Annotated in this window: 12 protein-coding genes; 7 read left to right on the forward strand and 5 right to left on the reverse strand. The window is 61.1% G+C overall.

All coding sequences use genetic code 11. The features are described 5' to 3' along the window. The first annotated feature begins 68 nt into the window (after positions 1-68). The 6 genes from AC07V8_RS16400 to AC07V8_RS16425 all read left to right on the forward strand — a co-directional run bounded on the left by AC07V8_RS16400 (position 69) and on the right by AC07V8_RS16425 (position 7423). A complete protein-coding gene (locus AC07V8_RS16400; RefSeq protein WP_494679643.1) occupies positions 69-476 on the forward strand; it encodes an ExbD/TolR family protein in 408 nt (135 codons plus the stop codon). Continuing rightward, the gene (locus tag AC07V8_RS16405) at positions 476-1213 is read left to right on the forward strand and encodes an energy transducer TonB (protein WP_494679642.1); all 738 of its coding nucleotides are present in this window, start codon (positions 476-478) and stop codon (positions 1211-1213) included. Before AC07V8_RS16400 ends, AC07V8_RS16405 begins: the two co-directional genes overlap by 1 nt. Before the next feature lie 83 nt (positions 1214-1296). After that, entirely contained in the window at positions 1297-3690 is a 2394-nt protein-coding gene (locus tag AC07V8_RS16410) for a TonB-dependent receptor (protein ID WP_494679641.1), read from the forward strand. Positions 3691-3767: 77 nt separating this feature from the next. Continuing rightward, the gene (locus tag AC07V8_RS16415; protein ID WP_494679640.1) at positions 3768-4427 is read left to right on the forward strand and encodes a MotA/TolQ/ExbB proton channel family protein; all 660 of its coding nucleotides are present in this window, start codon (positions 3768-3770) and stop codon (positions 4425-4427) included. A 33-nt stretch (positions 4428-4460) separates the two neighbouring features. Next, entirely contained in the window at positions 4461-6176 is a 1716-nt protein-coding gene (locus tag AC07V8_RS16420; protein ID WP_494679639.1) for a bifunctional metallophosphatase/5'-nucleotidase, read from the forward strand. 29 nt (positions 6177-6205) lie between these two features. Next, positions 6206-7423, forward strand: a complete 1218-nt coding sequence (locus AC07V8_RS16425) for a phospholipase D-like domain-containing protein (protein WP_494679638.1) — start codon at positions 6206-6208, stop codon at positions 7421-7423. A 22-nt stretch (positions 7424-7445) separates the two neighbouring features. On the opposite strand, the gene ygiD is transcribed toward AC07V8_RS16425, so the two are convergent. After that, complete coding sequence (gene ygiD, locus AC07V8_RS16430) at positions 7446-8243, reverse strand: 4,5-DOPA-extradiol-dioxygenase (RefSeq protein WP_494679637.1); 798 nt, start codon at positions 8241-8243, stop codon at positions 7446-7448. A 20-nt stretch (positions 8244-8263) separates the two neighbouring features. Further along, a complete protein-coding gene (locus AC07V8_RS16435) occupies positions 8264-8668 on the reverse strand; it encodes a DoxX family protein (protein WP_494679636.1) in 405 nt (134 codons plus the stop codon). Positions 8669-8812: 144 nt separating this feature from the next. Between AC07V8_RS16435 and AC07V8_RS16440 the strand changes: the two genes are divergently transcribed. Continuing rightward, positions 8813-9727, forward strand: a complete 915-nt coding sequence (locus AC07V8_RS16440) for a LysR family transcriptional regulator (protein WP_494679635.1) — start codon at positions 8813-8815, stop codon at positions 9725-9727. 49 nt (positions 9728-9776) lie between these two features. Here AC07V8_RS16440 and phaP read toward each other — a convergent pair whose 3' ends face one another. The 3 genes from phaP to AC07V8_RS16455 form a co-directional block, all read right to left on the reverse strand. After that, positions 9777-10331 (reverse strand): TIGR01841 family phasin, encoded by a 555-nt coding sequence (phaP, locus tag AC07V8_RS16445; protein ID WP_211471342.1) that lies wholly within the window; start codon positions 10329-10331, stop codon positions 9777-9779. Between the two features lie 108 nt (positions 10332-10439). Further along, entirely contained in the window at positions 10440-11234 is a 795-nt protein-coding gene (locus AC07V8_RS16450) for a M15 family metallopeptidase (protein ID WP_494679634.1), read from the reverse strand. A gap of 4 nt (positions 11235-11238) precedes the next feature. Further along, complete coding sequence (locus AC07V8_RS16455) at positions 11239-12423, reverse strand: patatin-like phospholipase family protein (RefSeq protein WP_494679633.1); 1185 nt, start codon at positions 12421-12423, stop codon at positions 11239-11241. Positions 12424-12477 lie beyond the last annotated feature (54 nt).

Below are 12477 nucleotides of genomic sequence, written 5' to 3' on the forward strand. Positions count from 1 at the left end.
GGCTACGCCCCGGGCGGAGCTTTGTGCGCGTTCCGCTATCACGGCAACTCATACATCGGGGTATAGCAATGCGTAGTTGGGACGAACCAAAAAAGCGGAAAGCACGCGTCGAAATCATTCCCATGATCGACGTCATGATGTTTCTCCTGGTGTTTTTCGTGCTGATCAGTCTCAACGTGATTCCGGCCCTGGGCTTGAAGACGCACCTGCCGAGCGCCAGCAGTTCACAGGACTTGAAGCCGCAAAACAAGGCAGTGATCACCATCGGCCTCAACGATGCGCTGCAGGTTGACGGCGTCGACACAAAAATCGGCGAACTCTCTACCCGCCTGAACCTGGCGAAAAAGACCGGTGAAAAACTCAACGTGATCGTCAACAGCGATCGCGGCGTCGAAGTGCAGCGGCTGGTGGAAGTCATGGATAACCTGAAGCAGAACGGCTTCGAATCCATTTCCATCGCCACCCGCAAGCCGTGATGCAAGCGATGATGAGCATGCCGTTCTTTTATCGCTTCCGCGATGCGCTGGCAACCCTGCCGTCAGTGCTGATCCTGGCGATCCTGATCTTCGCCGGCATCCAGAAGGCCGTGAAGATCCAGCCGCATGTCGACGACTCCCTGGTGCAGATTGCGCTGACGGAACCGGAACCGCCGGCGCCGCCGGTAGCCGCACCAACGCCGCCGACACCGGTAGCGCCGCAAGAAACCAAACCGCAAGCGGTGGCGAAGCCGACGCCGCAACCGCCGCGGCCAGCCCCGCCGCAGACAGTCACGGCAACCCCGGTCAGCAACACGCCGAACCCCGAGGTCGCGGCGCCGGCGCCGCCCAAAGCGGTAGCCGCGCCGATCGCAGCGGCGGCGCCTCCGGAAACGCCGCCACCGGCGCCAGCAGCAAAGCCGAACAACGCCAGCATCGAAGCCAGCTATATCAGTAAATTGCGCGCCCACCTGAACAGCATCAAGCGCTACCCGACCGGCCGCGAAGCCAGCCAGCAGCGGCCGCAAGGCAAGGTCAAGGTCTGGTTCGTGCTCAACCGCGACGGCACGCTGGTCGAGCAAGGGATCGATGAATCGTCAAATTCCATGCTGCTCGACGAAGCCGCCCGCAAGACCATCAACCGCGCCACGTTTACCGCTTTCCCCGAGTCCAGCTGGGCCGGCGAAGCCACCCACAGATTCAGCGCCGAGTTGGAATTCATCCCGGGAGCGGGATGAAGCAGCAGTTTGCAAACCGAGTTGAAGACGTCGCCTGAACGCCTGGTTCGGGCACACACCAAAAAACTACAGGGAGTAGAACCATGCAATTCAAAGTCACCCGGCTGTCGCTGCTGATCTCCGGGCTATTCATCGCCGCCAGTCCGCTGGCCTATGCCGCCGACACCTCTGATGTCGGCAAGGTCACGGTGCAGGGCGATGCCGGCGGCGGCCAGAGCACCGGCCTGATCCAGCAGGAAGAGTCGGCCAAGGCGCGCAGCTCGGTCGATCGCGGCTATATCGAAAAGCAAAGCAGCACCGGCAACCCGTTCCAGATGATCAACCTGCTGCCTGGCGTGAATTCCTACGACCAGGACGGCACCGGCCTGTTCGGCGGCAACGTCCGGGTGCGCGGCTTCAACAGCGACCAGCTGGGTTTCACCATCAATGGCGCGCCGGTCAACGATTCCGGCAGCTTTGCCGTCTATCCACAGGAATACACCGACGCCGAAAACCTGTGCAACATCTTCGTCACGCAAGGTTCGACCGATACCGAAGCGCCGCACGTCGGCGCCTCTGGCGGCAACATCGGCATGACCATGTGTACGCCGGAAGACCAGCAGCGTTTCCGCACCGAATACACTTTCGGCTCGCACAGTCTGCAAAAAGGCTATGTCCGCCTCGATTCCGGCAAGCTGTTCAACGACCGCTTCAAGTTCTTCATCTCTTATTCGAAAACCCAGGCCAACAAGTTCAAGGGTAACGGCCGCGCCGACAAGGAACATACCGATTTCAACAGCAATTTCGACCTCGGCGGCGGCAGCTATGTCGACACCGGCTTCATGTACAACTCGGCGCTCAACAACAACTATCGTTCGCTGACCAAGGCGCAGATCGCTCAGTTCGGTCCGAACCTGGATTTCGGCACCGTGCCGCCAGTGCACCAGCCCGGTGGCCCGGGCGCGCAGAACGACTCGACCTACGGGCCGAATGCCGGCATCAATACCGGCAACAAGAAGCTGTACTACGGCTACAACCTGAATCCGTTCAAGAACTGGCTCGCCACCATGAACGCCCACTTCCAGCTGGCGCCGACTTCCAGCGTCGATGTCAGCCCCTACATGTGGTACGGCTTCGGCACCGGCGGCAACCAGCTGCAAACCCTCACCGAAGGCAACGCCGGCAACCTGCTGGGCGGCGGCGTGCGCGATGTCAACGGCGACGGCGACACCAAGGACACCGTGTTCGTCTACGAAGGCAGCCGCACCCGCACCTACCGTCCAGGCGTGACGATCAAATACAACCAGCAGATCGACAACCACAAGCTGATGGTCGGCTACTGGTACGAACGCGCGCGCCATCAGCAAACCGGCCCGTTCACGCCGATCGACAACAACGGCAACGCTGCCGACGTGTGGCTCAACAATCCGGACCTGTGGCTGAAAAACCAGAACGGTTCTTACGTGCAGTACCGCGACACCATGACCGTCAGCACCGGCAAATCGGCTTTTGCACAGGACAACATCAGTCTGATGCAGGACAAGCTGAACTTGCAGATCGGCGTCCGTTACTCGAGCATCGACCGCGACTTCACCAACAATCCAAGCCAGAGCTCGCCAGGCTTCTACACGCTGCAAAAATCGTATTCCGACCTGCTGCCGAGCTTCGGTGCACGCTACCAGCTGACCACCGCGGATTCCGTGTTTTTCAATGCAGCGAAGAATTTCAAGGCGCCAGGCAACTTCTCCTACTTCGGCCTGATCTCCGGCGGCAGCATCGCCAATGGCGTCTATACCGGCGGCACCGTGCGCAACCCTCTGGTCGACAAGGAAACTTCGTGGAACTACGATCTTGGCTATCGTTACGCGGCCGACAAATGGACGTTTTCCGGCTCCCTGTTCTATGTCGATTTCAAGAACCGCATAGCGACTTCCTATAATCCGTTCACCAACACCAACACCGACTACAACGTCGGCGATTCCACCTCCAAGGGATTCGAGCTGGAATCCGGCTACTCGCTCACCAAGAATCTGAGCCTGTACGGCTCGCTCTCGTATATCAAGAGCAAGATGGACAAGGACATGCCGTTCTCGGCGACCACCGCGCTGCCTACCGGCGGCAAGGAGTTCCCCGATACGCCGAACTGGCTGAGCGGCCTGAGCCTGCAGTACCAGCAGGACAACTGGTATGTATTCGGCCAGGGCAAGTACACCGGCAAGCGTTACACCACGCTGGTGAACGACGACAGCATCGGCGGCTACACCGTGTTCAACGCCGGCGCCGGCTATACCTTCCCGTCGTCGGCCTGGCTGAAGAAACCGACGGTCCGCTTCAACGTCAACAATATCTTCGACAAGCAGTTCCTGAGCCTGAGTTCCGGCAGCGGTAGCCAGTTCACCACCAATGCGGTGGCAGTCGGCAATATCGCGGCATCGGCGCCCTTGTTCTACGTCAGCCCGCCGCGCACCTTCAGCGTCACGCTGGTCGCGGATTTCTGATCGGCAGTTTTTAAGGCAGTTGCAGCAAACCCTGGCGGCGGACTGCGGTCCACCGCTGCAACAACCAAGAGGTCATCATGAACATGCAATTATTCCACGAGCTCGCTTTCTATCTGATGTACGCCTGTGCCGCACTGGCGATCTTCGTGATTGTCGAACGCGGCCTGTTTTTCAACTACACCTTGCGCCAGGCTATCGGCCTGGAAAGGGCCATGACGCATGCAGTGCAGCATGTGCAGGAACTGCCGGCCGAACTGACGGCGCGCGGCAGCCTGCCGCTGACCCTGGTGTCGGACATCCTGGCCGAGAAACACCAGCTGACCACCGAGAAGGATCTGGAAGATTTCAGCGAGTCTGTGTACATCGCCAACCGCGGCGCGGTGCAGCATCGCTTGTGGATCCTCGATACGATCGTGACTGCGGCGCCGCTGCTCGGACTGCTCGGCACGATTTTGGGTATTATCGATACTTTCAAGGCGCTGGCGGTTTCCGGCGTCTCCGATCCGGGCCAGGTATCGCAGGGCATCGGCACCGCCTTGTACGCAACGGCGCTGGGTATCGGCATCGCGGTGGTCGGCATGTTCTTCTTCAACATGTTCCAGGAACGTATCGAGCGCATCAACGATCACCTGAAGGTCTTGATGCTGCGCGCCTGCGTTGGCCGCGATGCGGGCAAAGGCGCCAGATCAACGACAGCGGCAACGGCGGCAGATGCGGGGAAACTGCATATTGCCTGATAAATATTGATCGTAAAGGACTGGTTGAAATACATGCGTGCACTATCTTTCAGCCGGACCAAAGGGGCGCTGTGCGCCGCGGGCTTTTTCCTGACAGCGTGCAGCGGCATGCAGCAGCCGCTTGCAGCGGTCACGGTCAACCTGGTCGCCATCAATGACTTGCACGGTCATCTGGAAGCAGAAACCAAAAGCTTTGCCGGCGTCGCCGATGCCAGTCCGCGCACACTCAAGGCCGGCGGCATAGACACCATCGGCGGCGCGCTCAACGCCTGGCGCATGGAAGATCCGCAGCTGCTGCTGGTCGGCGCCGGCGACCTGATCGGCGCCAGTCCGGCGCTCTCTTCGATCTGGGCGGACGAACCGACCATCGCCGCGCTCAATCAGCTGCAGCTGCGTGTCAGCGCGGTCGGCAATCATGAATTCGACCAGGGCACGGCGGAATTGCTGCGCGATCAGCAAGGCGGCTGCAATTCCAACCGGCCCGACAAGGCTTGTCATTTTGCCCCCACCTTCAGCGGCGCCGGATTCTCCTACCTGGCCGCCAACGTCATCGGCAATGCCAGCGGCCAGCCGCTGCTGCCGCCCTACCGCATCGAGCAGGCGCATGGCGTCAAGATCGCCTTCATCGGCGGCGTGGTGCGGGAGACGGAAAAAATGGTGTCGGCCGACGGCATCGCCAGCGTTCACTTCACCGATGAGGCAGACGCCATCAACCGCTGGGTGCCGGAGCTCAAGGCGCAGGGCGTCAGCGCCATCGTTGTGCTGATCCATCAAGGCGGAGAAACCCCGGAACCGTTCGACAAGACCAACTGCCAGCAACTGCGCGGCCCGATCGTCGACATCGTCAAGCGGCTTGACCCTGCCATCAGGCTGGTGATCAGCGCGCACACGCATAATGGCTATACCTGCCAGGTGGACGGCCGCACCGTGACCCAGGGCGATTCCTTTGGCCACATGCTGACCCGCATCACGCTGACCGTCGATCCCGGAGTTGCCGACCTGGCTGGCAAGATCACCTCCATCAACGCGCGCAACGTCCTGATGGATCCGCAGCGCTTCACTGCCGATCCGGCGCTGGCCGGCTTCTTGCAAAAACTAAAAGAACGCAGCAATGCCGTACTGGCGCAGCCGATCGCCCGCATTGCCGTGCCGCGTATCGACAAGCAGATCAACGACGCCGGCGAATCGCCGCTGGGCGATGTCGTCGCCGATTCGCAGCTGGCGGCGACGCGCAAACTGGGCGCCCGGATTGCCTTGATCAACCATAAGAGCGTCCGCGAAAACCTGGAAAGCGGCGCCGACGGCAGCAACTACGCCCAGGTCGCCGCCACTACCCCATATGGCAATACGCTGGTACTGCTGAACCTGAGCGGCAGCCAGATCCTTGCGCTGCTGGAGCAGCAAAGCTGGCTGGAGGAAGACCGCCCCGGCGGCCGCATCATGCTGCAGGTATCGCGCGGCTTCAGCTATCGCTGGGACGCCAGGCAGCCGCCGGGACAGCGCGTGCTGCCGAACAGCGTGAAGCTGGATGGCGTGGCGCTGGATCCGCAAAAGCAATACCGGATCAGCGTCAACAGCTTTATCGCCCAGGGCGGCGACGGCTTCAGCCTGCTGACCCAGGGCACCGACCGGATCGATACCGGCATCAACGATCTCGATGCGCTCAGCCAGTACCTGATCGCCAGCGAACGCGATGGGCATCCTGCCGGCAGTGCACAGGCGGACGGCCGCATCCTGCGTTTGCATTAATCTTCGTAATCCTCATCCGAAAGCTGCACATGCGCAAACTGATCGTCCCGCTCGCCATCCTGTTCGGCCACATCGGCATGGCCCAGGCGGAATTCAGCATCCCTGGCTACGAGCTGGTGCATACCGCGCCGGTGGAAACCACGCTGGCGACGCCTGACTTGCGGGAACCGCTGCAGGTCTGGAGCGAGATGTTCGATGGCGCCAAACACGAGATCGTGCTTGGCCAGTTCTATGTCGCCAGCGAGGCCGGCGCTGCCTTCGAACAAGTGATCGCGCGGCTCGCCGCCGCCGGCGAGCGCGGCGTCAAGATCCGCTTCCTGATGGAAGAAAAAGGCAAGTTCGCCTCCGACATGCCAACCATAGAACGGCTGAAGAAAATCCCGAACCTGGAATTCCGTTATCTCGATTATTCCAAGCTGACCGGCAACGGCATCATCCACGCCAAGTACATGGTGATCGACGGCAGCGCCGCCTATGTCGGCAGCCAGAACTTCGACTGGCGTTCCTTTGCCCACATCCACGAGACCGGGTTGCGGATTACCGACCCGGTGGTGGTCGCCCAGCTGCAAAAGATTTTCGAGCATGACTGGCAGGCACAGGCATTGATCGCGCAGGGCAAGGAAGTGCCGAAGCTGAATCGGGCCGTGGTTGCCGCCAACGACCAGCAGGCGACATTCCTGGTTGCCAGCCCGAACGCGTTCAATCCGCCGGGCGTGGGCGACTCTGAAACCGAATTGCCCAAGCTGCTGGCGGCGGCCAGGTCGGAAGTGCGGATACAGCTGCTGGACTACGCGCCGCTGAGCTACGGTCCGAATCGCAGCCGCCCTTACTATGCCGTGATCGACAACGCGATCCGAGCAGCGCTGGCGCGCGGCGTCAAGGTCAAGCTGATGGTGTCGAACTGGAATACCGAAAAGCCGGCGATCGCCTACCTGCAAAGCCTGGCGCTGCTGCCCGGCATGGAGATCCGCATCGTCACGCTGCCGCAAGCCAGCAGCGGCTTCATCCCGTTCGCCCGCGTGATCCATAGCAAGACCATGGAAATCGACGGCCAGGTGGCATGGATAGGCACCAGCAACTGGAGCGGCGGCTACCTGGATTTATCGCGCAACCTGGAAGTCGTGCTGCGCAATGAAAAAATGGCGCAGCGGATCGCCGACCTGCATCGGCAAACCTGGGACTCGGCCTACGCCCAGCCTATCGACGTACTGAAGGATTACCCCAAGCCGGTGAAGGGCAAGGAGTAATCCTGTCGGCAGAGTTGCCCCGTCAGACGGCGCCGACCACCGCGGTCAGCATGCTGATGGCGCCAATGTCTATGCCGTCGACCACAATCGAGATGGCTTCGTTATCCTGCCTGGCGCCGGCGATATACAGCAGCGGCAGATAGTGCTCAGGCGTAGGCACGGACAATTGCGCGTCCTGGCCCTGATCGGCGTAATCGATCAGGGCTTGCATGTCGCCGCTCAGCAGGCTGGCGCGGATATGATCGTTGAAGCGCTCGGCCCAGGCATGCGCCGGCGCGTCCTGGTGCCGGTTCATCAGGCGCAGGTTGTGCACCACGTCGCCGCTGCCGATGATCAGCACGCCTTGTTCGCGCAGTACTGCCAGTTTGCGGCCCAGGTCGAAATGGAACTGCGCCGGCTGGGTGGCGTCGATGCTCAGCTGTATCACCGGTATGTCGGCCTTGGGAAAGGCCTTGACCAGCACCGACCAGGTGCCGTGATCCAAACCCCAGGACTGATCCAGCGTGACCGTCAGCGGTGCCAGCAGATCGCGCACTTGCGCCGCCAGTTGCGGATCGCCCGGCGCCGGATAGCGCACATCAAACAGGGCCTGCGGGAAGCCGCCGAAATCGTGGATGGTTTTTGGCGCGGCCATGGCAGTGACGCCGATGCCGCGCGTGTACCAGTGCGCCGACACCGACAGGATCGCCTTCGGCTGCAGTTGCGCCACGCGCGCGCCCAGGCTGGCCCAGGCGGCAGTGTAACGGTTGTCTTCCAATGCATTCATCGGGCTGCCGTGACCGAAGAAAATCGCCGGCATGCGGGTGGCGTTGCTGCTCATGGTGATCTCATCCAATCAAGTTATTTGCCGGCTGTGGCGTTACCGATAGCAAATGCGCCGTTGCCCAGCAATGCGACGGACAGCGCAGTCACCACCATGAATGCCGGATATTCCCAGCCGCCGTTCGGGCTGGTAAACACCCAGCCGTTAGGCGCGTGCACCGACAAGGCGCCCAGCAGCACCGGCAGGGAAATGATGGCGGCGATGCGCGCCTGCAAACCGAGCACCATCGCCAGGCCGGTCAGCACTTCCACTGCGACTACAGGGTACACCGACCAGGCCGGGAAGCCCTGGCTGGCGAAAAAGCCCGCGGCGCCGGGCAGCGTGAAGACGAAAACCTTGAGGTAGGCATGCGCCAGCAAGGCGATGCCGAGGGTCAGTCTGAGCAGGGTGGCGGCATAGATGCCGGGATTGCTGATGTTCATCGCTTGCTTTCGAAAAATGGTTAACAACCAAGGCGGCTGAAGATAGCTGCCGGATCGAGTTTCACTATATATTCTTGCAATGAAAAGAAAAATGCGCTTTTATTAAAATATCATTTCCGAATTCCGGAATAATAGGATCCAGCGATGAATCTGTTCGAAGCCATGAAAGTGTTTGTCAAAGTCACGGAAATCGGTAGCTTGTCCGGCGCCGCCAGGGTTCTGAACCTGTCGAATCCGTCGGTGACGCGGCATGTCGCCGATCTGGAGGAATACCTCGGCGCGCGTCTGCTGAACCGCAGCACCCGCCGCATCAGCCTGACCGACACCGGCAGCGCCTATCTCGAACGCTGCAAGCAAGTACTCGCTGACCTGGAGCAGGCCACGCTCGCGGCCGGCATGCACGCTGCCAATCCCAGCGGCATATTGCGCATCAACGCCCCCTTGTCGTTTTCTGTGCACCACTTGGGCCGGGTGCTGCCGCTGTATGCCGAGCGCTATCCCAATGTCGAACTGGATGTGACCTTGTCGGACCGGGTGGTGGATCTGGTGGAGGAAGGTTTCGATCTGGCGATCCGTATCGGCAAGCTGCAGAATTCCAGCCTGGTCATGCGCCGGCTGGTGGCGGCGCGCGTGCTGACCTGCGCTGCGCCGGCCTATCTGGCCCGGCATGGCATGCCGCAGCACCCGGACGATCTGGCGCGGCACAAATGCCTGACTTACGCCTATACCCAGCCGGATAACGAATGGCGTTTCCGGCGCGACGGCAAAAGCCATACGGTCCGCATCCATGGCGGCCTGCATTGCAACAACGGCGATCTGCTGCTGGCCGCAGCCCTGTCCGGCATGGGCATCATCCGCCAGCCGACCTTCATCATCGGCGATGCCATCCGCGACGGTCGCCTGCTGCCGCTGCTGACCGATTATCAAGGCGATGAGCTGGCGATCCACGCGGTCTATCCGAGCCGCCAGCACCTGTCCGCCAAGGTGCGCACCTTCGTCGATTTCCTGGCGCAGCAGTTCGGCGAGGTGCCCGAGTGGGACCGCGGCCTCCCACTATGAAAGAAGGCCGCATCCGCGGCCTTCTTGTGTGCTGAACCAGCGTTGCGGCTTATTTCTTCGTGCGCGGCGCCGCTGCCTTGGTCAATTGCGTGGTGGCCGTATTCAGGTTGGCTTCCAGCGTTTCCACCGCCTGCTTGGCGTTCTTGGTCAGCTGTTCGTAACCGGCGTTGGCGTTGCTGATCACCGATTTCAGAATGGCGATGGCGTTTTCCGAACCGGCCGGCGCATTCTTGCTGACTTCTTCGATCAAGGCGTTGATCTTGCGGCTGGTTTCCGCCACTTGCGCCTCGGCCGCACGGGTCAATTCAGCCTGGGTGCCGGAAGCGATGCCAGCCAGGTGACGGCCGTAAGCCGCTGCCTTTTCGGCGCCAGGCTTGGCCTGGGCAGCCGAGATCGTCAGGAATTCCTGTGGATCCTTGGCGCTCATCAGCTGCTTGGCAGCGCCGCTTGATTCTTCCAGCGACGCCTTGGCGGCGCTCAGATTGAGTTCGATAACTTTTTCCACGCCTTCGAAGGTTTTTGTAGTCAGGGTATTGAGCAATGCCAACTGGGCTTCGAAATGGGCTTTGGTTGCTGCGGCAAACTGTTCGTGAAACGAAAACATGGCCTTCTCCTAGGTGAACAAATCATCGATTGCTATGAATATGGCAACATTGCATATTATATAAATAAAGTATGCTGCTGCCCCCTGCCAAACCTGACAGTACGGCGTTCATCCAGCGGCGGCGGCGCAGATTTTCCTGTCGCCCGGCTTGTTGCCGTGGCCGCTGCGGCAGGCGCGGTATGCCACGACCGAGCTTTCAAACAACTGGCGCGCCTGCGGCAGCGGCAGTTTGGCCAATCGCTCAGCCATGCTGCGGCTGACCTGGAAATGCTGGTAGTCGATCGGCTTTTTCCAGTCCCCACCCCAGATCAGAAAGCCATGCTGGGCGAATAGCTCCACCACTTGCTCGCTGCTGCCGGCACGGCTGGCCACGCGCTGACCGAAACCCTGGCCGGCCGGCGGGCTGAAAATCTGCCGGCCTTGCGCGTCGCGCCGCACGTACGGATTTTGCAAAGGATTGATATCGATCGCCAGACCGTAGGCATGCAAGGAAATCGCCTTGCCGCCGGTGATCGGCCTGTCGTTGAAGGCGGAGGTATTGTTGTCCGCCATCGATGCATCGTCGTTGCCTTGATAATGCTCCATCAGGCGCGCCTGCGCAAGCGGGAAACCGCGCTTAAGCAGTTCATCGAACACCGCCTTTACCTGCGGCGCCACGGCCGCCATGACCATGATTTCGCCATCCTCGTGACGCACCTTGTCAAAGTCGACGTAGGCAAAACGCACTACCTGCAGTTGCGTGCAATCAACCGGCGCGCCGGGCTGCAGGACGTGCTGTTTGACCAGCTGGCATTGCCGGCTATCCAGGCCCGGACCGGCAAGCTGCGCGTGCGCCGGCTGCGCCAGGCATGCCAGCAGCATCAATACCAAAGACAACAGGCGGCGCAGCATCGGCAGGCTCACAGCGTCAGCTCAACGGCGGCATGACCAGCTCGTGCACCACCAGGCCGGCGTCGGAACTGCCGAAGGTGTCGCCGTTGGCTTTGACCCGCTCGGCGGCCTGCATGGCGTCGGCGTAGCCTTGTTCCCAGCGCCACTCGATCGAGCCGCGTGAAAAATTGATGTCCTTGGACGGCATGTTCCAGTCGTGGCCGCTGTAGCGCAAGCGCACGATATGGATAGTGCTGTTGTCCGACAAGCCTTCAAATTCCTTGAGGTCGGATTTCTTGCGCATGGCCGGCGGCAGCTTGTCGTACAGCGCCTGGGCGGCGCGCCGCAATTGATACATGCGCAGGTAATTTTCGATATGGCGTTCCGAGCGCGAGGCGAAGGTCACGTCTTTCTGGCGATTAGTGATCTGGTCCAGGGTGGTTGGCTCAGGACCATCGGCACTCCACAAATCCACCATCACGCACAGGGTATTGCCATCGACATCGGTCTTGGACTCATCGTCCAGCACCACTTCCAGCGGCGTATTCGAATACAGGCCGCCGTCCCAGTACAGGTCGCCGTCGATGCGCACCGGTGCGAAGCCGGGCGGCAAGGCGCCGCTGGCCATGATGTGCTCGACGCCGATGGCCCGTTCCTGCGAATCGAAATTGACCAGGCTGCCGCAAGCCACCCGCATCGCGCTGACGGTCAGGCGCATGCCGCCAGGGCTGTTCAGGTAGTCGAAATCCACCAGCCGCGCCAGCGTCTCGGCGAGGGGCGTGGTATCGTAGAAACTGGCTTGTTCCGGCTGCACCGGCATGCCGACCAAGAATGGATTGAGCGAGCGCGGCGAGAAAAAGCCCGGCACGCCGCGGGTGGTGACATCGGTGGTGGTCCACCAGGTGTTGAACTGGCGCATGGCGTCCGGCACCTTGCTCAGATCGGTCAGGTCGCCATGGCCTACCTGCTCCCAGAATTCCTTCAGGCGCGACAGCCGCATATCGCGCTCGTTGCCGGCAATGATCGCGGCATTGATGGCGCCGATCGAGGTGCCCACCACCCAGTCCGGCGTCAGGCCATTCTCGTGCATCGCATGATAGACACCGGCCTGATATGCCCCCAGCGCACCGCCTCCCTGCAACACCAGCGCCACGCGCGGCGTGGTCGAATCGGCTTTGCTGCTGGTGCGTATTTGTGACTTGGAGGTGGTTTTATTGCTCATCGGAAGCCGATCATTACGTATGAAAGAGTAAACATATTACCCCATCGCGGCGCG

The organism is Collimonas sp. GW821-FHT02H07, from assembly GCF_059421505.1.